The organism is Methylophilus sp. Q8, assembly GCF_000800115.1.
In the GTDB taxonomy this organism is placed as follows: Bacteria; Pseudomonadota; Gammaproteobacteria; order Burkholderiales; family Methylophilaceae; genus Methylophilus.
The window spans coordinates 643,568-663,631 of sequence record NZ_JUHE01000001.1 but is presented as its reverse complement, the minus strand read 5'-3'; the positions used below and the strand labels follow the sequence as shown (position 1 = coordinate 663,631).

Below are 20,064 nucleotides of genomic sequence, written 5' to 3'. Positions count from 1 at the left end.
TGTTAAAACATGCATGTAAAAGTAATTTTGAAGAGGGCTTTTAGCCCTCTTTTTTTTCATTTTTTTTCCGATAATCAATTATAAGATGTAAACATTGTGTAGGGTTATCAGGGCAATATGTTCAAAACAATAGCGATCAAAGAAGTGCGTTTGGGGATGTATATCCAGGAGCTGAAAGGCCCGTGGATGGACCATCCGTTTTGGCGTAGCAAATTTGTGCTGAATGATCCTATTGATTTGCAAAAGTTAAGAGCAAGCCATTTGCAGCAGGTGGTGATTGATATCAGCCAGGGATTGGATGTGCTGCCCGAGCCTGATGTTGTTGAGCGCCAGCTCACGGATAAAGAAATGGCGATGCTGGAGCTGGATGGGCCCGTTGTGGCCGAGAGAGCCAGTGCTGAAAAGTTAAAGCCGACCACACTGGAAGCTGAGCGTGAGCAGGCCGCCAAGATTATTGCCTCTTCACGCCGAGCGATTGAATCTATGTTTAAAGATTTACGCATGGGCAAGGCAATCGAGGCCGAGGCCGTGATGCCGCTGGTGGAGGAAATCTCGGCCTCAGTCACGCGCAACGTACATGCACTGATTAGCCTGGTGCGTTTAAAAACAGTCGATGATTACACCTATATGCATTCGGTGGCTGTCTGTGCACTGATGACTGCGCTCGGTAAAGAGCTTAAATTGTCCGAAACCGAAGTGAAGCAAGCCGGGTTGGCCGGATTGATGCACGATATGGGCAAAGCCGGGATTCCGTTGCAGATTTTGAATAAACCGGGCTCGCTCACCGATAACGAATTTGATGTCATTCGCCAACATCCCCAGTTAGGGCATGACATGCTGGTAAAAGCCAATATATCCGATGCTGTGACGCTGGACGTGTGTTTGCATCACCATGAAAAAATGGATGGCTCTGGCTATCCTGAGCATTTAAGTGGTGATCAGATGACTATTTTTGCCAAGATGGGGGCGATCTGTGATGTTTATGATGCAGTGACTTCGACCCGTGCCTATAAACCGGCCTGGGAGCCTGGCATGGCCCTTAAACGCATGGCGAGCTGGAGTGGTCACTTTGACACCGAGGTGTTTAAAGCCTTTGTCAAAAGTCTGGGTATTTATCCGATCGGTACCGTGGTCATGTTGAAGTCTGGTCGTTTGGCAGTGGTGGTCAAGCAAACGCCCGATAGCTTGCTCAAGCCGGTCGTCAAAGCATTCTTCTCAACGAAGTCGAAAATACATATCCCGGTAATAGAGCTTGATTTGTCAAAAGGCATGGATGAGATTATTGGCAACGATTCTGCCACCACCTGGGGCGTGGGCAACATTGATCATTTATGGACCAATCATTGAGTGCGGGATTAGGTTCATGCTTGATGACGTAAAAAAAGGAGCCGATGGCTCCTTTTTAGTATGCGTCGTTTATTCTTCTGCCGGTTTTTTAGTCCGCTTGCTGGTGGCCGCTTTGGTGGTGCTGGCTTTCTTAGTGGCGGTTTTCTTCACTGTGGTTTTTGTAGTGGCTGTTTTTGCCGCAGCCGTTTTCGGCGCTGCGACTTTCTTCGCTGCTGGTTTTTTAGCAGCCGGTTTTTTGCTGGTTTTGCCACCGTCTTTAGCAGCTTTTTCCACCAGCAACTCAAGGGCTTGTTCTACCGTGAGCTCTTCTGGTGTGACGCTCTTAGGCAGCGTGGCGCGGATACCGTTGTGTTGCACATAAGGGCCAAAGCGACCAGAAAACACCTCAATACGACCTTCACCTGATGGGTGTTCACCCAGGTCTGCCAGTGGCGTCGGCCCATTCGCGGCGGCCAGCAGTTTCACTGCACCTTCGAGGTCTATGCTAAACACGCTCTCGGTTTTGGGGATCGATTTAAACTTGCTATCGTGGTTCACATACGGCCCAAAGCGGCCGATATTGGCGACAATCTTTTTACCTGTTTCCGGATGTTGGCCCAGGTCGCGTGGCAAACTCAGCAACATATGTGCGGTGTCGATATTGACCTGGCTCAGCGGAATTTCTTTGGGGATGCTGACGCGTTTAGGTTTTTTCTTGTCGCCTTCTACCGGTTGACCCACCTGTAAATAAGGGCCATACGGGCCATTCATCAGGTAAATGTCTTTTTGCGTATCGACATCCTGCCCGATCACCACTGGCTCGCTGGCCATATTGGCTTCGCCATCCAGATTGCGTTTGTAATCGCACTTGGGTGTGGCGTTATAGCCGGTACAGCCAATAAAGCTACCGTAGCGGCTGAGCTGCTTCTGTAACTGACGGCCACATTTAGGGCACATCTCATCGATCAGTTCGTTACCTGGGCGCTCCACATCGGCTTTGACCTGAATCTGCTGGTTAAAGCCCTGCCAGAACTTGTCCATGACGGGCACCCAGTCCAGGTTACCTTCGGCAATTTCGTCCAGCTCATTTTCCAGCTTGGCGGTAAAGTCGTAATCGACATACTGGGTGAAATGCTCGGTGAGGAATTTATTCACCACGCGGCCGACATCGGTCGGCGTAAAACGTTTTTTATCCAGCACCACATATTCGCGGTCTTGCAGCGTTGAGATAATGCTGGCGTAAGTCGAAGGGCGGCCAATGCCATACTCTTCAAGTGCTTTGACCAGGCTGGCTTCTGAATAGCGCGGTGGCGGTTCGGTGAAATGTTGTTCGCCGAAAATCCTCTCAACCGTCAATACCTCGCCGGTTTCCAGATGTGGCAACTTGGCTTCGGCGTCTTCGTCTTCTTTGTCGTCGTCCTTGCCTTCCATATAGACGGCAATAAAGCCAGGGAATACCAGGGTCTGACCCGTGGCGCGGAACAGGTTGGCGTCTGTGCCGACAGCCAGGTCCACACTCACGGCATCATATTTGGCCTGTGTCATTTGGCAGGCCAGGGTACGCTTCCAGATCATTTCATACAATTTGAACTGTTCGTCGTTCAAGTATTGGCGCACGCTGGCAGGTGTGCGTGTAATGTCGGTCGGGCGAATCGCCTCGTGCGCCTCTTGCGCATTCTTGGCTTTGGTTTTGTACATGATAGGCGACTTGGGCAGGTAGTCTGCGTCAAAGTGCTTTTTCACGTAATCGCGGATCTGCATCACGGCCTCAGCCGCCAGGCTGAATGAGTCGGTACGCATATAGGTAATCAAACCGACCGTGCCGCTGCCGACGTCCATGCCCTCGTATAATTGCTGCGCGACGCGCATGGCGCGGCTGGTGGTAAAGCCCAGCTTGCGCACGGCTTCCTGTTGCAGGGTAGACGTGGTGAAAGGTGCGGCCGGGCTGCGGCTGCGTTGTTTTTTCTCCACCCGCGTGACCGTGGTTTTGCCAGCCGAGGCCAGCAATAACTTGCCCACAATATCCGCTTGCTGATCATGGTTAGTGACTGTGAATTGTTCTACTTTCTGGCCATTGAGTTGCACCAGTCTGGCATCAAAGCCATGGGCGTGCTTGAGCGCGCCCATATGGATGCTCCAGTATTCCTGGCTGGTAAAGGCTTCAATTTCCAGCTCGCGTTCTACAATCAGGCGCAGTGCCGGGCTTTGTACGCGGCCCGCGGACAAACCACGGCGGATTTTCTTCCACAGCAAGGGTGACAGGTTAAAGCCGACCAGGTAGTCCAGCGCGCGACGCGCTTGCTGCGCGTTGACCAGATCCATGGAAATGTCACGCGGATGGTCAATGGCGTGTTTCACCGCGGTTTGCGTAATTTCATTGAACTCTACGCGTTTCACCAGCTTGTTTTTGATCAGCTTTTTTTCTGCCAGAATCTCGGCGATATGCCACGAGATGGCTTCACCTTCGCGGTCTGGGTCGGTTGCCAGATAAATGCTGTCGGCATTTTTTACGGCTTTGGCAATGGCATCGACGTGTTTGCTGTTGCGGTCGATGATGTCGTACTTCATGGCGAACTGCTGCGTCGGGTCCACGGCGCCATTTTTAGGGATCAGGTCGCGCACATGCCCGTAAGAAGCCAGGACCTCAAAATCACCGCCCAAATATTTTTTGAGGGTTTTGGCCTTGGAGGGAGATTCAACGATCAGCAGTTTTGACATTGAGCAGTCTGTGTAAGAGTTGGCTAGATAATAGCAAGCGTTTTAACTACTAGACAATATATCGGTGCGGAAAGTCATCAATTAAGGTCTTTCCGCATCAAAACGTTGTGTTATTCCTCAGTGGTGACTGTCATCGGGAATGGTTTGCGTGCAAACTCGATGCGTTTGTCATCCTGAGTGGCAATCGACAATGCCATGTCGTTGCTGGCAAATTTTTCGTGGTCAAACATCGGGTCTTCGTCTTCTTCCTTGGCCTGGCTCAGATGCTTGAAGTCATACAAGTCAAAGTCAGCCAGGTGTGAAGGCTCGACATTGCCAATCGCACGGAAGATATTATTGATGCGCCCCGGTTGTTCGCGTTCCCAGTTATTGAGCATATCCTTGATTTTCTGGCGTTGCAGGTTTTCCTGGCTGCCACACAAATCACACGGAATAATCGGGAACTGCATGCCGCGCGCATAGCTGGCAATGTCTTTTTCGGCACAATACGCCAATGGACGGATCACCATAAACTCACCGCGGTTGGTGGCCAGTTTAGGTGGCATGGCCTTCATTTTGGCGCCGTAGAACATATTGAGGAACAAGGTTTGCACGATGTCATCGCGGTGGTGGCCTAGGGCAATTTTATTGGCACCCAATTGCTGTGCGGTCGTATAAATAATGCCGCGACGCAGGCGTGAGCACAGGCTACAGGTGGTTTTACCTTCGGGGATTTTTTCTTTCACAATCGAGTAAGTGTCCGCTTCTACAATACGGTACTCCACGCCCAGTTTTTCCAGGTAGGCGGGCAAGATGTCTGCCGGGAAGCCTGGTTGTTTCTGGTCCAGGTTCATCGCAATCAATTTGAAGTTGATCGGTGCGCGCTCCTGCAAGGCCAGCAAAATCATTAACATGGCGTGGCTATCCTTGCCGCCGCTCATGCACACCAGCACGGTGTCACCTTCTTCAATCATGTTGTAATCGCCAATAGCTTTGCCAGTCGCGCTAATCAACTGATTGCGCAGTTTGAGGAAGTTTTGGCTAACGTCGTCTGGATAATGTTTGGTCTTCATAGGCGCGCATTATAGCCGAAAGCAAGGTAAAGTCACGCTAAGTCTTTGATTATTCTGGTTGATTTTATTCGGATAAAGAAACATCTGCATCACAAGCTGTTCCTGCCGCGATCCAGCGCTTGAATAAACGGCTGGCCGATGCATTCATGTTTTCTGGCAGCCACCATAAAAAACGTGCCGGTTCACAGACCATGCCACATAAATAACGCTGGGTCTGGTCACTCCAAATCAGCGCCCGGCATGGTGCCTGATGTGGCCACAACAATGCCAGGCTGACCGGGCAAGGCTCGGCGGCACAACAGACGCCACAGCCGTTACACGTTTCACCCAAAGCGGGTTTGTGCGGCGCCTGTGCGTGTATGGTGATGGTTTGTGACTGGGCTTTCTTGGCCACTATAAACTCAAATTGCGTCCGCCATCGACTGCCAGCACATGGCCGGTAATAAATGGCGCATCATAAATCAAGAATTTGACCGCTTTGGCAATGTCGGATGGTTCGCCCGTGCGTTTGAGCAAGGTTTGGTTAATCACTTGCTGGCGGTAGACCTCATCAAACTCCTGATTATCATCTGGCCATAACACCGGGCCTGGGGCAACGGCGTTTACCCTGACCTCGGGGCCGAGCTCCTGCGCCAGAGATTTGGTCAGGCTGACCAGCCCAGCCTTGGCCGCACTGTAAACAATATAGTGCTTTTTCGGGCGCTCAATATGCATGTCGGTAATATTGACGATGCAGCCCTGACTGGCACGCAAAGCATCCGCTGCCGCCTGGCTTAAAAATAGCGGTGCTTTCAGGTTACTGCCCATCAGCTCTTCCCATTGTGCGGTATCTATCTGGCCGAGTTTGGTCGGGTAATAACTGGAAGCATTGTTGATCAGCGCATCAAGTCGGCCAAAGCGTTGCAAGGTATAGGTGATCAGTTGCGATAATGCGGGCATATCGAGCAAATTTGCTTGTGCGATTACCACGCTGTCAGGCCGCGCCTGATTGAGCTCTGTTTGCAAGGCAAGCGCTTCGTCTGCACTGGTGTGGTAATGCAACAGAATATTGGCGCCTTGACGGTGTAGCTCGCGGGTGATGGCGGCGCCGACACGTTTGGCACCGCCGGTAATCAGCATGACTTTAGAAGCGGAAGGGGAATTCACGGTGGTCTCTTTATTCTGGACTGGTCACATTATAATGGCTGAATGACTGCTCAACCGAATTCTTCTCGATTACCGGCACTGGATGCCGCGGCGCAACAACACAGCGACACACTACTGGCATACATTCAGCAGCGGGTGCAGCAGCAAGGCGGCTGGATTTCATTTGCCGACTATATGCAGATGGCACTTTATACCCCCCACCTAGGCTATTACAGCGGCGATGCCAATAAGTTCGGGCTTGGTGGCGATTTTGTCACCGCGCCGGAAATTTCGCCCTTATTTGCACAGGCCTTGGCCAACCAGGTCGCGCCGGTGCTACAGACGACTGCGGGCAATGTGCTGGAACTAGGGGCTGGTACGGGTAAATTGGCGGCAGGCTTACTGCTGCGTCTGGCAGAGCTGGAGCAGCTACCGCAGCATTATTTTATTCTTGAGGTAAGCGCTAACTTGCGACAGCGGCAGCAAGAATACCTGCAAAGTATATTGCCAGCAGCCTTATATTCTCGCCTGCAGTGGCTGGATACCTTGCCAGAGGCTTTGGCCGGCGTTGTGGTTGGTAATGAGGTCTTAGATGCCATTCCTGTGCATGTGGTTGAATGGCGAGCAGGGCAGTGGTTGGAGCGTGGTATTGGGTTTGATCAGCAATTAGTGTGGCAAACACAACTGCTGCAAGAGCTGACACTGGTGGCGGCAATTGATACGCGCCAATTGCCTGACGGGTATATCACCGAAGTGTGCCCGGCCGCGCAAGGTTTGATTGCCAGTCTTGCCACCATGTTGGTGCGTGGCCTGGTATTGATGCCTGACTACGGGTTTGCCGCAAGTGAGTACTACCATCCGCAGCGCGCGCAGGGGACATTGATGTGTCATTACCAGCATTACGCGCATGATGATCCATTGATCTATCCCGGCCTGCAGGATATTACTGCCCATGTTGATTTTACTGCGATGGCAGAAGCCGCGGTGGCGCATGGGCTGGAGTGTGCGGGATATACCAACCAGGCGCAGTTCTTAATCAACTGTGGTATTTTGCAGTTGCTGCAACAGGTGCCACCAGAAGAGAGTGCACGCTATTTGCCTATGGTGGCGGCAGTGCAAAAGTTGCTATCGCCGGCGGAGATGGGGGAGTTGTTTAAGGTGTTAGCGTTGAGTAAAGGGCTGACATTGCCGTTGATGGGATTTTTGCAGGGGGATAAGCGGCATCAGTTGTAAGTGATTATGTTATTGGATTGAGGTAAGAAGGTAATTCTTCAGTTTGTGCTTTTAAGTGGCGTTTTGTTTCGCCTTTTCGGCGAGTTACTTTTCTTTGCTTGCACAAAGAACAAGTAACCAAAAGAAAGTGCACCCCAGCTTCCGCTGTTTCCTTGCGCTACTCGGCTTGCCGGGCGGCAATCAAAAACTCGCTCCTTTGGAGCTCAAACAGTTGCTTGCCGACTGCTCCCGTCAACCCTGCGTTGCTCGGCGCGGCAGATGGGGACCCCGAACACCAACTGAGCGCAACCATTCTTGGTGGTTATCAATAAACCAGAGGAATTATGCTTCCGTTAAACTTTCACTAATGGTTGTTTGGCGAGACAAATCCCATCCCATCACGCTGAGTAGCGGAGACAAAATAAGAGTAGAGGGAGCGACTGTTTGAGCACCGCGGCAGCTTGCGTAATGTGCAAGCTGCTAGGGCGAGTTTCGTGACCGCTTATTTTGTTGAGCAACGCAAGGGAGCCTTTAGGCCGTGATGGCTGGGTGCCCTCTTTTTGGTTACTTTTTTGGGGCAAGCAAAAAAAGTAACTCGCCTACAAGGCGAAAGGGCTTATGTATCAAATCCCCATATGCAGAAAATATGTGCTCTAAAGTATAATGCGCCCCATGACCGAAATCGACCCAACCCCAGAATCTTCCGAAGCGCCTTACCAGCGCCGCATCCGCAGTTTTGTCTTACGCCAGGGGCGTTTGACCAAAGGCCAGGAGCGGGCCTTGCAGACGGCTTGGCCGACATTCGGTATTGAATATACCGATCAAGCACTGGATGTGAGTCAGGCGTTTGGCCGCACCGAGAGCAAAAAAATTCTCGAAATCGGTTTTGGGATGGGTGATGCCACGGCAAAGATTGCACAAACCTTGCCCGACTGTGATTTCCTGGCGGTAGAGGTGCATACGCCTGGTGTCGGTAGTCTGCTCAAGTTGATGCAAGAAGGTGATATCAGCAATATCCGTATTATTCAGCATGATGCTGTTGAGGTGCTGCAGAATATGCTGGCGGACGCTTCGCTGGATGGTGTGCATATTTTCTTCCCGGATCCGTGGCACAAGAAGCGTCACCATAAGCGCCGCTTGATTCAAGCGGGGTTTGTACAGTTGTTATGCTCCAAATTGAAAGCGGGCGCTTACATCCATGTGGCGACTGATTGGCAGGAGTATGCCGAGTGGGTGTTGGAAGTATTGCAAGGCGAAACGCAACTGCAAAATACAGCGACAGATTATGCTGAAAAACCGTCTTACCGCCCGTTGACCAAGTTCGAGAATCGCGGCCTGAAGTTAGGCCACGGCGTGTGGGATTTGGTGTTTAAGCGGGTTTAATGGCTGATGCGTAAAATAAAAAAGCAGACGGATGTCTGCTTTTTTTTATTCACTGGCAGCTTGTTCGTCCTGCGCGTCGGCATCGTTGCCGAAAAACCATTCGCCTAGTACTTTTTCTGCTTCGTCCACGCCTTGTTTCTTGAGGCTGGAGAACAGTTGCACGGTGATTTTTTCGCCCCAGCCTTCTTGCAATTCTTTGCGCACTTTGCCGATCAAGATGCTGGATTCGCTGCGTGATAATTTGTCGCTTTTGGTTAGCAGGACATGCACCGGTTTACCGGAAGGGCAAAACCAGTCCAGCATTTGCCTGTCTAGCGGTGTGAGCGGATGGCGGCTGTCCATCACTAATACTAATCCGGCCAGGCTTTGGCGTTCGCTGAGGTAGCGTGACAATACATTTTGCCAGTGCATGCGCATGGCCTCTGGCACTTTGGCATAACCGTAGCCTGGTAAATCGACCAGGTGTTTGTCGTCGCCAAGCGTGAAAAAGTTAATCAGTTGCGTGCGGCCTGGCTGCTTACTGACAAAGGCCAGCCGGTTATGGTTGGCCAGGGTGTTTAATGCGCTGGATTTACCCGCATTGGAGCGTCCGGCAAAAGCGACTTCGATGCCACTGGCAGGCGGAAGGTCACGCAGATGATGTGCCGACAGGTGAAAGCGGGCGTTTTGAAAAACTGGCATGATGGAGTTGAGTTGCCTCAAGGTTTTATGGACTATTCAGCTGTGCATGCTATCACGAACAAGGTTTGTTTGATAAAATGGCGCAGAATAAAAATGTTGGGGCATAGAATGATGTTAAAGAGTTTTAAAGCAGGATTGTTTGTGCTGTTAGCCATGGGCGTGCAGCCAGTGTTTGCTGAGGAAGCTGCTTCAGCAGAAGCCGCGCCAGTGGTGAATGGGCCGGAAAAAATTGTGCAAAACGTGTGTGCGGCCTGTCATGGTGCCGACGGTAACAGCGTGATTACCACCAACCCGAAATTGGCGGGCCAGCATCCAGAATATTTGCTCAAGCAGTTGAGCAACTTTAAAGATGGCACGCGTGCTAACCCGGTGATGGCCGGTATGGCCGGGGCGTTGAGCCAGGAAGACATGGAAGGCCTGGCGAAATATTTCTCCAGCCAAAGCATTAAACTGGCTAAATCAAAAAGCAATGGCAAGGGTTCTTTAGGGGAGAAAATTTACCGCGGTGGTATTGCGGCGACCCAAGTGCCTGCCTGTGCGGCCTGTCATGGTGCGACGGGGGCTGGTTTGCCAAAACAGTTTCCACGCTTGGCAGGGCAACACACAGACTACACCTTGCAACAGCTGAGAACTTTCCGTACCGGTGAGCGCGCGAATGCGCCAATGATGATGACCATCGCGGCAAAAATGAGCGATGCCGAGATGCAAGCAGTTGCAGATTACATTCAAGGTCTGCGCTAGTCGTTGCTGATTGAAAAAAGGTGGCTGCGGCCACCTTTTTTACTGTAGGGCTATGCAACCTTTTACGGTGGATGTCGTCCACAACTGCGCGTCTTGCGTTGTATGGCGATCATCTCGTGCCCAACCTTAACTAGTCAATTTTAAAGAGATCGTTTTGAAAGCTCCCATTTCCTTATCGCAGCGTGTGTATGAGCTATTGAGCTCAATGCGCTTTGCTGTGAGCCTGTTGACGCTGTTGGGTGTGGCCTCGATTATTGGTACCGTGCTCAAGCAAAACGAGCCTTATACCAATTACATCGTCAAATTTGGCCAGTTCTGGTTCGAATTGTTTGAAATGCTGGGTTTGCTGGATGTCTATCATGCGGCCTGGTTTTTACTCATTCTACTATTTCTAGTGGTATCGACCACCTTGTGTGTCATCCGTAATGCACCACTGATGGTCAAAGAGTGGCAAGTATATAAAGAGCACGCCACTGAAAAATCGCTGCGTTTGTTTGGTCATCAGGCCAGTTTGGCGACAACGCAGCCAGCTGCGGCATTACAAACGCAATTAAGTGAGTTTTTAAGCATAGAGCGGTATCGCTTTAAAACACGCCAGCAAGATAATGGCGATATATTGATCGCCGCGAAGCTAGGTACACACCAGCGCCTGGGCTATATTTTTACCCATGCGGCGATTGTCGTCATTTGTTTTGGCGGTTTGCTGGATGGTAATTTGCCATTCAAGGTACAAGAGCTGCTCGGCTGGAAGAAAATCGAAACGCGTGATATCTCTTCGCGCAAAGTGCCGGCAGAAAGCCGTTTGGGCGTCAATAACCTGTCATTTCGAGCCAATATGACGCTGCCGGAAGGCGAGCATGACAATGTGGCCTTTGTGCGTGTGCGTGACGGCTACCTGGTACAAGATCTGCCATTCACTGTGGCGCTGAAAGATTTCCGCATTGAGCATTATGCGACCGGCATGCCGAAGTCGTTTGAGAGCGATATCGTCATCACCGATCCTGAGTTGAGCAAACCTATCGAAACCACGATACGCGTCAATCATCCTTATACCTATAAAGGCATCGCCATTTATCAGTCTGACTTCCAGGATGGTGGCTCGGAGCTCAAATTCAAATTATGGGATTTGGCCGTCAGCAACCAGGACGGGTTTGATATTGATGGGGTGGTGTCGCAAAAAGGCTCGTTAGGCGACGGCGCACAAAAAATGACGGTGGAGTTTAACGAATTCCGCCAGTTTAATATTTTGAACTTGTCTGCCGATGGTAAAGGCAAACCACATAATGTGGGCCCTAATACCACCTTGAAGTTACGTAATGCCAGCGGCCAGGCACGCGAGTACATGAGTTATATGCAGCCATTGCAACTGGATGGCCGGGCTTATTTTGTCTCTGGTATGCGCGAGACGGTACAGGATGAATTCAAGTACCTGCGCATTCCGGCGGATGCTGAATTGGAAATCAACGGCTTTATGCACTTGCGCCAGACGCTGCGTAACGAGCAGACGATACGTGAGATTGCTAGCCAGGTGGCCAAGCAGATGCCGGGTGACAATGCCGCATTAAAGGCGCAGTTTGAGCAAAGCCTGCAACATTTGCTGGTGACGTTCAAGCAAGGCGGGTACAGTGAGTTGTCGCGTATTATTGAAAGCGCAGTGCCGAAAGACCAGCGCGAGCAGGCAGCACAAACGTATTTGAAACTACTCAACCGGGCTGCATTGCAAGGCTATCAAATGAGTCGTGCACAGCGCCAGTTACCACCGGCACCTGAAACCCAGGAGACGGTGATGTTTATCCAGGATAGCTTGAATGCTATGAATGACTTGTTCTTTTATGGCACGCCCTATTATTTCCAGCTCAAGAATTACACACTTAAACAGGCCAGCGGTTTTCAGTTAACACGTTCTCCTGGTCAAAACTGGGTGTATTTTGGTTCGGTGATGCTGGTGCTGGGTATTTTTTCCATGTTCTATATTAAGGAACGTCGTCTATGGTTATTGATCAAACCTGCACAGCAAGAGGTATTGCTGGCAATGTCGTCTAACCGTAAAAATATGGATCTGGACCAGGATTTTGCACGTGTGCAACAGCAATTGGCTGCGCTGCTGCAAGCGACTGCCTGACGGAATGAAGAGGGGAATGCGATGAGTACATCATTATTAGTAAAGCCAACATCGTTTTGGCAATCATTAAGTAAGTTCGATTGGGTTTACGCCGTGCTGCTGCTGGCGGGTGGCATTTTCTCTTACCAGCGTTATGCCGGCTTTATGGATGTGTATGAAGTCAGTTTTTTGTTTGGTGCGGTGGCCTTGTTCAGTTACCTGGGCTGGCGCTGGTCGGCAATTGCGCGGCTGGTACTGGGGATTGCGGTATTGAGTCTAGTCGGGGTCTATAGCTATCAGGGCGACCTGGCGAATGGGAGTCAGCAATTCCTGCTTAAATTCTTGCTCGCCAGCCAGTCTGCTGTCATGTGGATGAACGTGTTATTTGTGCTGGCCATGCTGACCTATTGGCTGGCGCTGTTCCAGAAGTCGGCGTTTACGGCAAAAGTTGCCTCCGCACTTACCTGGGCTGCCACTTTGTTTGGTTTTGTTGGCCTGATGGTGCGCTGGTATGAGTCTTACCTGATTGCGCCGGATGTCGGCCATATCCCGATCAGCAATTTGTATGAAGTATTTATCCTGTTTTGCCTGATTACCTCTTTGCTGTATTTGCACTACGAAAAACTGTTCAATACGCGTCAATTAGGCGGATTTGTACTGGTGGTGATTAACGCTGCGGTGGGTTTTATCCTCTGGTATACCTTTGACCGCCATGCCAACGAGATTCAACCCTTGGTGCCTGCTTTGCAAAGTTACTGGATGAAGATACACGTGCCGGCTAACTTTATTGGTTACGGCGCATTCTCGCTGGCGGCCATGGTGGCCGGTGCTTATCTGCTGGTAAAGCATGGCGTGCTGGCCAGCCGCCTGCCAGGATTGCATGTGTTGGATGATTTGATGTACAAGGCGATTGCCGTTGGTTTCGCTTTCTTTACCATTGCCACCATTCTGGGCGCGATGTGGGCAGCTGAAGCCTGGGGTGGTTACTGGTCCTGGGATCCGAAAGAAACCTGGGCGCTGATTGTCTGGCTGAATTACGCCGCCTGGTTGCACCTGCGCTTAATGAAGGGCTTGCGTGGCACTGTGTTGGCCTGGTGGGCGCTGGTCGGTTTGCTGGTCACGACCTTTGCCTTCCTTGGTGTGAATATGTTCCTCAGCGGCCTGCATTCCTACGGCACGCTATAGCTGTTAAATGCTGCTTTATCCGCGGGCAGATGCATATGCATCTGCCCGTTTTCTTTTAAATTTCTCTCTGGGATAATATTAACAATTATTAATTAATGTTAATATTATCCGGTCGGCATCGAGTGGATGCTGATGCCGGCAAGGTAATACTTCTTACAATGATTCGGTATCAGGAGGATTCAAAATGAAAAAGCAATTAGGATTTAGCTTGATTGAATTGGCCATTGTGCTGGTGATTGCAGGGTTGTTACTCGCGGGTGTTATGCGAGGGCAGGAGCTGATTGCCAATGCCAAGGTAAAAAGTCTGGCCAGTGATTTCAGAAACATACCCACTTACTTTTATGGATATCAGGACAGGTTCCGTACCTTGCCCGGTGATGATCATTCGGCAGATACCCATGTCACTGGTACGAATGCAAGTACCAATGGGCAGGTGCAGAATGGCTTGATTCAAGGTGGCTGGAATTCAAGCACCAACACGGATGAGTCATTTTTGCTATGGCAGCACTTGAGACTGGCGGGATTGGCAACGGGTACTACTGATATTGCTAACACGACGCAATATCCGCCGCGCAATAGTGAGGGCGGCCAGTTGGGCGTTACCAGTGTTGCCGACTTGACGGCAGTCACTAGCGGCACCTTTAACACTGCGCACGCCATGTGTTCTGATGCCATTCTTGGGCGATACGCGCTACAGCTGGATACCATGATGGATGATGGCGTGGGTAATAGCGGCGTGATGCGCATCGTGGTGAATGGCACGCCAGGTACGGGCGTGGCCGCGCCGGCTGCCGGTACGGCTTATTTAGTCTGCATGAGTTTTTAGTGTAGAATACAACATAAATTTGTAACAAAAGGCCTGGATTTTCAGGCTTTTTGTTTTATGTCGGATACATTCAACGTTTGAGACACATTCTGTTTTAGAATGGTAGCCGTTTTACACCACCCACTTCCTATGGCAAACGCAATTGTAGAAATCCAAGACCTGTCTTTCGGGTATAAAGGCCGATTGTTGCATAAAGGCATCAATATGACCTTTCCTAAAGGCAAGGTGGTTGCCATTATGGGCGGTAGCGGCAGTGGCAAGACCACTTTGCTACGCCTGATTGGCGGTCAACTCAAGCCAACCAAAGGCCAGGTGCAGGTTGGCGGTGAGATTGTGCACCAACAAAATCGTGAAGGCATTTACCGCTTACGCCGCAAAATGGGCATGCTGTTTCAACACGGTGCCTTGTTCACGGATTTATCCGTGTTTGAAAATGTGGCTTTCCCGATGCGCGAGCATACCAACTTACCTGAAAGCATGATTCGTGATCTGGTGTTGCTCAAGTTGAACGCGGTCGGTTTGCGTGGCGCACATGCCTTGATGCCAACTGAGCTTTCTGGCGGCATGGCACGGCGTGTTGCGCTGGCCCGCGCGATTGCGCTTGATCCCAGTATTATTATGTATGACGAACCGTTTGCCGGTTTAGACCCGATTTCGATGGCGGTGATTTGTGATTTGATTCGCAGCCTGAATGATGCGTTGGGTGCTACCTCAATTATCGTGACGCACGATGTGGAAGAAACTTTCCAGTTTGCTGATTATGTTTATTTTGTGGCAGATGGTGTGGTTGCTGCTGAAGGCACGCCAGACGATTTGCGCAATTCCGAGTTACCGTTTGTGCACCAGTTTGTGCATGGTGAAAAAGATGGCCCAGTGCCATTCCATTATGCGGCGCCTGAATATCACGCCAGTTTGTTGAGAGGTGCGCGTTAATGGTATTGCATAAATTGAAGCGCCTGTTCAGTAAACTGGGCGCGGGTTGCATCAATAAAATCTGGCGGCTGGGTGCTGGTGGTCGTTTGTTCTGGCTGACCCTGATTTCTTCCGGTGAAAGTTTCCGCCGTTTTAGATTAACCATCCGTGAAGTGTATTTCACCGGTGTATTGTCGCTGATTATTATCCTCGTTTCGGCCTTTTTTGTCGGCATGGTACTGGCATTGCAGGGTTACCATACTTTGCAAAAGTATGGTTCTTCGGAAGCCATTGGTGTGCTGGTTGCCTTGGCACTGGTGCGCGAGCTCGGTCCGGTAGTGACCGCGCTGTTGTTCGCTGGCCGTGCAGGCACTGCGATTACCGCAGAGATTGGTTTGATGAAGGCCACCGAGCAATTGTCAGCCATGGAAATGATGGCGGTGAGCCCGATTGCACGCGTGATTGCGCCACGCTTCTGGGCTGGTGTGATTGCCATGCCAGTGCTGGCAACTTTATTTTCCATGGTCGGTATTTTGGGTGGCTACCTGGTGGCTGTGCCATTAATCGGTGTCGATGCAGGCGCATTCTGGTCGCAAATGCAGGCCAACGTCGATTGGGAATTCGATATTTTGAATGGCGTATTCAAAAGTGTGGTGTTTGGGGTGGCATGTACCATGATTGCCTTGTTTGAAGGCTATGACGCACCGCCAACAGCGGAAGGTGTGAGCCGTGCAACGACCAGAACGGTCGTGACTTCATCACTGGCCGTGTTGGGGCTGGATTTTATCTTAACGTCGTTCATGATTGCTGTTTAGCAATTGGAACGCACGGTGACTCGCGGGGAGTAAACAATGGAAAGAACAACAATTGATTTGTGGGTAGGCATTTTTGTTGCGCTCGGTTTTGCAGCGTTACTTGGCCTGGCAATGAAAGTAGGCAATCTGACGACCAGCAGTATCGGCCAGACTTATCTGGTGACGGCGAACTTTGAGAATATTGGTGGTCTCAAACCACGCGCACCAGTGAAAAGTGCTGGCGTAGTTGTTGGTCGCGTGAGTGAAATTGTGTTTGACCCTAAAACTTATGAAGCTGTCGTGAGTCTGAACATCGACACGCGCTACAACTTTCCTAAAGATACGTTTGCCAATATTTATACAGCCGGTTTGCTGGGTGAGCAATATATTGGTCTGGAAGCCGGTGGTGACGAGGTTAGCCTGAAAAACGGTGACAAGATTTCTCAAACACAGGATGCCGTGGTGTTGGAAAAACTGATTAGTCAGTTTCTTTACAGCAAGGCAACCGAAAGCGATGACAAACCGAGTACAACAGCATCTACATCAACCGAATCGACAGGTGATGCGTTAGATGCAAGTCCATTGGACAAAATTGGTAAGTAACTTAATCAATTGGTAAAGGGAACACAATGAAAAAGTGGTGGATGGCAGTTGCCATGTGGCTGGTAAGCGGTGTGGCAATGGCTGGCATAACGCCGGATCAATTGGTGAAAAAGACGGCGGATGATGTGATTGAAGTCATTAGAAATGACAAAGACATCCAGGCCGGTAACCAGCAAAAGATTTTTGCCTTGGCAGAAGAAAAAATCCTGCCTAACTTTGACTTTGAAAAAGTGTCTCGCCTGGTGCTGGGTAAAAACTGGACCAATGCGACCCCTGAGCAAAAAACCGCTTTCCAGGCAGAGTTCAAGACTTTGTTGTTGCGTACATACGCTACCGCTTTGTCCAAGTATAAAAATCAAACCATCGAGTACAAGCCTTTCCGTATGGAAGCCGGTGCTGACACTGCAACGGTGAAAACCGCGATCCAGCAATCTGGTGGCGATCCAATTAGTGTGGATTACAGCCTGGGTAAAAAAGCAGATGACTGGAAGGTATTTGATATCGTGATTGAAGGTGTGAGCCTGGTGACTAATTACCGTAGCCAGTTTGCACAAGAGATTCGCCAGAATGGTCTGGACAGTTTGACGAAAAAACTGGCCGATAAAAACAAGGCGGCAAGCGGTAAGTAATTACCCGGATCGCATTCAGGCATCTTTGGAGAATTTTGTGGCTCAAATTACGCAACAGGAAAACACTTTGCAGTTCAGTGGTAACTTGCTGATTACGAATGTCAGCGAAACCCTGAATCATTTGCAAACGTTGCATCTTGAGTCACCATTAATCCTGGATTTTACAAAGGTGGATGAGGTCGATACGGTCGCCGTCAGCCTGATTCTGGAAATTCAGCGGCAGCTTAATCATCAGCATACCGAACCTGGGGCAATGTCAGTGATTGGGGTACCGGAAAATCTGCGAAGTTTGATGCAACTTTACGGTGTCGACGGATTCTTGTTGAGTTAGTTGAAAATCCAGTCTAACAGCCCCAGCTCTGACGAGGTGGGGTTTCGTTTTTTGTGGGATAGCGAAAGGTCATACGTGGCTGCAGCCATAGAAATTTCAGGCATTACCAAGCGCTTTGGCGAGTTCGAAGCGCTACGAGGGGTCGATTTGCGCATTGAGCAAGGCGAGTTTTTTGCTTTGCTGGGCCCGAATGGCGCGGGCAAGTCGACTTTGATTAACCTGCTGGCGGGTTTGTTGCAGCCTACTAGTGGCAGTATCCGCATCATGGGCCATGATGTGCAAACTGACTATCAGCGTGCGCGTAGCGCCTTGGGTGTGGTGCCGCAAGAACTGGTGTTTGACCCGTTTTTTAATGTGCGCGAAATGTTGCGCTTCCAGGCCGGCTATTTTGGCCATGGCCCTGAAAATGACGCCTGGGTCGACGAAGTGATTGAAGGCCTTGGCCTGACGGATAAAGCACATACCAATATGCGTAAATTGTCTGGTGGCATGAAACGCCGGGCGTTGATCGCACAAGCTTTGGCACATAAGCCGCCAGTGATTGTGCTTGATGAGCCCACGGCCGGCGTGGATGTCGAGTTGCGGCAAATGCTGTGGGCGTTTATTCAAAAGCTCAATCAGCAAGGGCATACCATTATTTTGACCACGCATTATCTGGAAGAGGCCGAAGCCTTGTGTGAGCGCGTGGCCATGATGAAGCATGGCAAGATTGTCGCGCTGGATACCACGCGTGCATTGCTGAAGAGTCATGCCGCCAAACAGCTTTCTTTGCGCCTGACTGGCCCGTTGCCAACGCAACTGCAATCTTTGCTCAAGCAACAGAATGGGGATGAAGTGGTACTGGCATTATCCGAGTTGTCACAGGTTGAAATGGTCTTAAGCGTCTTGCGTGAAGCCAATGTGGCCATTCAGGATATGCAATTGCAGGAGGCGGATTTGGAAGACGTGTTCTTGAATCTGGTCGGGAACCAGAAAGGGGCCTTAGCATGAAATGGCTAAATCCTTTCTTCTGGCTGGATGACAAAGTCAGCCCGCGCTGGCGTGGTGTTTATACGCTGTTTAAAAAAGAGCTGTTACGCTTTTGGCGTGTGGCGTTCCAAACCGTCGCTTCGCCCATCCTGACCGCATTGTTATACCTGCTGATTTTTTCGCATGTGCTGGAGTCGCACGTCAAAGTCTACGACCAGGTGAGCTATACCGCTTTTCTGGTGCCAGGCCTGATGATGATGTCCTTGTTGCAAAATGCCTTTGCCAACAGTTCATCCAGCCTGATCCAGTCCAAGGTGATGGGTAATATTGTCTTTTTACTGCTGACGCCGATTAATACACTTGAATTCTTTGCTGCATTCCTGGCGGCGTCGATGATCCGTGGTTTGCTGGTTGGTTTGAGCATTTATCTGGTGGCCTTGTGCTTTGTCAGCGTGCCCACCGTGTATCCGGGCTGGATTATCGCGTTTGCCTTACTGGGTAGTGCCTTGCTTGGTACGTTTGGCATTATCGCCGGCATCTGGGCGGACAAGTTTGACCAGATGGCGGCTTTCCAGAACTTTGTCATTATGCCGCTGACCTTTTTGTCCGGCGTGTTTTACTCGATTCACTCCTTGCCGCCGTTCTGGCAAGCTGTGTCGCAATTGAATCCGTTTTTCTACATGATCGATGGCTTCCGTTACGGCTTCTTTGGTCATGGCGATGTCTCTCCCTGGCTCAGTCTCGCGGTTGTTGGCAGCTTCTTGCTGGCATTGGCGTGGCTATGCCTAAAGATGTTAAAATCCGGTTATAAATTACGCAGTTAGCGGATAAGTGCAGGAAACAGCTTCCTGCCTCGTCCCGCTGTATTTTGTTGAATAAGTGAGGTTTTGTGTTAACAGCAGCGCAACTTGAAGCATACATCCGCAGCGGACTGGAATGCGATTACCTGAAAGTGAATGGCGATGACGGCACCCATTTTGATGCGGTGATTGTCAGCCCGGCATTTGAAGGCAAGCGCATGGTCCAGCAGCATCAATTGGTCTACGCGGCATTGGGTGACCGCATGCGTGCCGAGATTCACGCGCTGTCTATGCAAACCTATACCCCGACGCAATGGCAGCAACAGCAAGCCTAGCGTTTTAATGAATATTTGGAGTCAGTCAAAATGGATGCACAAGCACAAATTAAAGACACGGTAAGCAATAACAAAGTAGTGTTGTATATGAAAGGTAGCCCGAAATTCCCACAATGTGGCTTTTCCAGCGTGGCTGCGCAAATCTTGAGCGCCTGTGGCGCCGAGTATGTGGCGATTGACGTGTTGCAAGACATGGATATCCGCGAAGGGATCAAGCAATACGCTAACTGGCCAACGATTCCGCAGCTCTATGTTGATGGCGAGTTTATTGGTGGTGCCGATATTATGCGCAGTATGTATCAAAGCGGTGAACTGCAAACCCTGTTGTCGAAAGCGTAATT

The 20,064-nt window shown here is 50.5% G+C and carries 21 protein-coding genes; 16 read left to right on the top strand and 5 right to left on the bottom strand.

Going from position 1 to position 20,064, the window contains the following annotated elements; genetic code table 11:
* Positions 1-117 precede the first annotated feature (117 nt).
* Positions 118-1,347 (top strand): HD-GYP domain-containing protein, encoded by a 1,230-nt coding sequence (locus tag GQ52_RS03370; RefSeq protein ID WP_047515107.1) that lies wholly within the window; start codon positions 118-120, stop codon positions 1,345-1,347.
* Positions 1,348-1,416: 69 nt separating this feature from the next.
* Here GQ52_RS03370 and topA read toward each other — a convergent pair whose 3' ends face one another.
* From topA to GQ52_RS03350, 4 genes are all read right to left on the bottom strand, one after another.
* On the bottom strand, positions 1,417-4,044 hold the full coding sequence (gene topA / locus GQ52_RS03365) for a type I DNA topoisomerase (protein ID WP_047515103.1): 2,628 nt from the start codon (positions 4,042-4,044) through the stop codon (positions 1,417-1,419).
* Between the two features lie 110 nt (positions 4,045-4,154).
* Positions 4,155-5,096, bottom strand: a complete 942-nt coding sequence (ttcA, locus tag GQ52_RS03360; RefSeq protein ID WP_019881159.1) for a tRNA 2-thiocytidine(32) synthetase TtcA — start codon at positions 5,094-5,096, stop codon at positions 4,155-4,157.
* A gap of 64 nt (positions 5,097-5,160) precedes the next feature.
* Positions 5,161-5,490, bottom strand: coding sequence for a hypothetical protein (locus GQ52_RS03355; protein ID WP_047515100.1), 330 nt, complete (start codon positions 5,488-5,490; stop codon positions 5,161-5,163).
* Positions 5,490-6,242 carry a pteridine reductase gene (locus GQ52_RS03350; protein ID WP_255360760.1) on the bottom strand — a complete coding sequence of 251 codons (753 nt, stop codon included), beginning with the start codon at positions 6,240-6,242 and terminating at the stop codon, positions 5,490-5,492. The genes GQ52_RS03355 and GQ52_RS03350 overlap by 1 nt, the downstream gene beginning before the upstream one ends.
* 42 nt (positions 6,243-6,284) lie before the next feature.
* On the opposite strand from GQ52_RS03350, the gene GQ52_RS03345 reads away from it, so the two are divergent.
* Complete coding sequence (locus tag GQ52_RS03345) at positions 6,285-7,454, top strand: class I SAM-dependent methyltransferase (RefSeq protein WP_047515094.1); 1,170 nt, start codon at positions 6,285-6,287, stop codon at positions 7,452-7,454.
* Positions 7,455-8,105: 651 nt separating this feature from the next.
* Complete coding sequence (gene trmB / locus GQ52_RS03340) at positions 8,106-8,816, top strand: tRNA (guanosine(46)-N7)-methyltransferase TrmB (protein WP_047515091.1); 711 nt, start codon at positions 8,106-8,108, stop codon at positions 8,814-8,816.
* Between the two features lie 45 nt (positions 8,817-8,861).
* Here the strand turns inward: trmB and yihA are convergent, their stop codons facing one another.
* On the bottom strand, positions 8,862-9,497 hold the full coding sequence (gene yihA, locus GQ52_RS03335) for a ribosome biogenesis GTP-binding protein YihA/YsxC (protein ID WP_047515086.1): 636 nt from the start codon (positions 9,495-9,497) through the stop codon (positions 8,862-8,864).
* Positions 9,498-9,605: 108 nt separating this feature from the next.
* Between yihA and GQ52_RS03330 the strand changes: the two genes are divergently transcribed.
* The 13 genes from GQ52_RS03330 (at position 9,606) to grxD (ending at position 20,062) form a co-directional block, all read left to right on the top strand.
* On the top strand, positions 9,606-10,238 hold the full coding sequence (locus GQ52_RS03330; RefSeq protein WP_019881165.1) for a cytochrome c: 633 nt from the start codon (positions 9,606-9,608) through the stop codon (positions 10,236-10,238).
* A gap of 205 nt (positions 10,239-10,443) precedes the next feature.
* A complete protein-coding gene (locus GQ52_RS03325; protein ID WP_047515083.1) occupies positions 10,444-12,360 on the top strand; it encodes a cytochrome c biogenesis protein ResB in 1,917 nt (638 codons plus the stop codon).
* A 21-nt stretch (positions 12,361-12,381) separates the two neighbouring features.
* Complete coding sequence (gene ccsB / locus GQ52_RS03320; protein WP_047515079.1) at positions 12,382-13,524, top strand: c-type cytochrome biogenesis protein CcsB; 1,143 nt, start codon at positions 12,382-12,384, stop codon at positions 13,522-13,524.
* A gap of 184 nt (positions 13,525-13,708) precedes the next feature.
* The gene (locus GQ52_RS03315; protein WP_047515076.1) at positions 13,709-14,350 is read left to right on the top strand and encodes a type II secretion system protein; all 642 of its coding nucleotides are present in this window, start codon (positions 13,709-13,711) and stop codon (positions 14,348-14,350) included.
* A gap of 129 nt (positions 14,351-14,479) precedes the next feature.
* On the top strand, positions 14,480-15,283 hold the full coding sequence (locus GQ52_RS03310; RefSeq protein WP_019881169.1) for an ABC transporter ATP-binding protein: 804 nt from the start codon (positions 14,480-14,482) through the stop codon (positions 15,281-15,283).
* Positions 15,283-16,077 carry a lipid asymmetry maintenance ABC transporter permease subunit MlaE gene (gene mlaE / locus GQ52_RS03305; RefSeq protein ID WP_019881170.1) on the top strand — a complete coding sequence of 265 codons (795 nt, stop codon included), beginning with the start codon at positions 15,283-15,285 and terminating at the stop codon, positions 16,075-16,077. The genes GQ52_RS03310 and mlaE overlap by 1 nt, the downstream gene beginning before the upstream one ends.
* A 36-nt stretch (positions 16,078-16,113) precedes the next feature.
* Positions 16,114-16,659 (top strand): outer membrane lipid asymmetry maintenance protein MlaD, encoded by a 546-nt coding sequence (mlaD, locus tag GQ52_RS03300; protein WP_019881171.1) that lies wholly within the window; start codon positions 16,114-16,116, stop codon positions 16,657-16,659.
* Between the two features lie 26 nt (positions 16,660-16,685).
* Positions 16,686-17,288 (top strand): phospholipid-binding protein MlaC, encoded by a 603-nt coding sequence (locus GQ52_RS03295; RefSeq protein WP_019881172.1) that lies wholly within the window; start codon positions 16,686-16,688, stop codon positions 17,286-17,288.
* A 37-nt stretch (positions 17,289-17,325) separates the two neighbouring features.
* Positions 17,326-17,619, top strand: a complete 294-nt coding sequence (locus GQ52_RS03290; RefSeq protein WP_235272940.1) for a lipid asymmetry maintenance protein MlaB — start codon at positions 17,326-17,328, stop codon at positions 17,617-17,619.
* A 75-nt stretch (positions 17,620-17,694) separates the two neighbouring features.
* Positions 17,695-18,609, top strand: coding sequence for an ABC transporter ATP-binding protein (locus GQ52_RS03285; protein ID WP_200884040.1), 915 nt, complete (start codon positions 17,695-17,697; stop codon positions 18,607-18,609).
* Complete coding sequence (locus GQ52_RS03280) at positions 18,606-19,412, top strand: ABC transporter permease (RefSeq protein WP_019881175.1); 807 nt, start codon at positions 18,606-18,608, stop codon at positions 19,410-19,412. The genes GQ52_RS03285 and GQ52_RS03280 overlap by 4 nt, the downstream gene beginning before the upstream one ends.
* A gap of 65 nt (positions 19,413-19,477) precedes the next feature.
* Positions 19,478-19,723, top strand: coding sequence for a BolA family protein (locus GQ52_RS03275; protein WP_024930457.1), 246 nt, complete (start codon positions 19,478-19,480; stop codon positions 19,721-19,723).
* A 30-nt stretch (positions 19,724-19,753) separates the two neighbouring features.
* On the top strand, positions 19,754-20,062 hold the full coding sequence (gene grxD, locus GQ52_RS03270; RefSeq protein ID WP_019881180.1) for a Grx4 family monothiol glutaredoxin: 309 nt from the start codon (positions 19,754-19,756) through the stop codon (positions 20,060-20,062).
* Positions 20,063-20,064 lie beyond the last annotated feature (2 nt).

Excerpts from the sequence above, each read along its gene's own strand:
- GQ52_RS03370 (WP_047515107.1), top strand. The coding sequence starts at position 118 with ATGTTCAAAACAATAGCGATCAAAGAAGTGCGTTTGGGGATGTATATC.
- topA (WP_047515103.1), bottom strand. The coding sequence starts at position 4,044 with ATGTCAAAACTGCTGATCGTTGAATCTCCCTCCAAGGCCAAAACCCTC.
- ttcA (WP_019881159.1), bottom strand. The coding sequence starts at position 5,096 with ATGAAGACCAAACATTATCCAGACGACGTTAGCCAAAACTTCCTCAAA.
- GQ52_RS03345 (WP_047515094.1), top strand. The coding sequence starts at position 6,285 with ATGACTGCTCAACCGAATTCTTCTCGATTACCGGCACTGGATGCCGCG.
- trmB (WP_047515091.1), top strand. The coding sequence starts at position 8,106 with ATGACCGAAATCGACCCAACCCCAGAATCTTCCGAAGCGCCTTACCAG.
- yihA (WP_047515086.1), bottom strand. The coding sequence starts at position 9,497 with ATGCCAGTTTTTCAAAACGCCCGCTTTCACCTGTCGGCACATCATCTG.
- GQ52_RS03330 (WP_019881165.1), top strand. The coding sequence starts at position 9,606 with ATGATGTTAAAGAGTTTTAAAGCAGGATTGTTTGTGCTGTTAGCCATG.
- GQ52_RS03325 (WP_047515083.1), top strand. The coding sequence starts at position 10,444 with ATGCGCTTTGCTGTGAGCCTGTTGACGCTGTTGGGTGTGGCCTCGATT.
- ccsB (WP_047515079.1), top strand. The coding sequence starts at position 12,382 with ATGAGTACATCATTATTAGTAAAGCCAACATCGTTTTGGCAATCATTA.
- GQ52_RS03315 (WP_047515076.1), top strand. The coding sequence starts at position 13,709 with ATGAAAAAGCAATTAGGATTTAGCTTGATTGAATTGGCCATTGTGCTG.
- GQ52_RS03310 (WP_019881169.1), top strand. The coding sequence starts at position 14,480 with ATGGCAAACGCAATTGTAGAAATCCAAGACCTGTCTTTCGGGTATAAA.
- mlaE (WP_019881170.1), top strand. The coding sequence starts at position 15,283 with ATGGTATTGCATAAATTGAAGCGCCTGTTCAGTAAACTGGGCGCGGGT.
- mlaD (WP_019881171.1), top strand. The coding sequence starts at position 16,114 with ATGGAAAGAACAACAATTGATTTGTGGGTAGGCATTTTTGTTGCGCTC.
- GQ52_RS03295 (WP_019881172.1), top strand. The coding sequence starts at position 16,686 with ATGAAAAAGTGGTGGATGGCAGTTGCCATGTGGCTGGTAAGCGGTGTG.
- GQ52_RS03280 (WP_019881175.1), top strand. The coding sequence starts at position 18,606 with ATGAAATGGCTAAATCCTTTCTTCTGGCTGGATGACAAAGTCAGCCCG.
- grxD (WP_019881180.1), top strand. The coding sequence starts at position 19,754 with ATGGATGCACAAGCACAAATTAAAGACACGGTAAGCAATAACAAAGTA.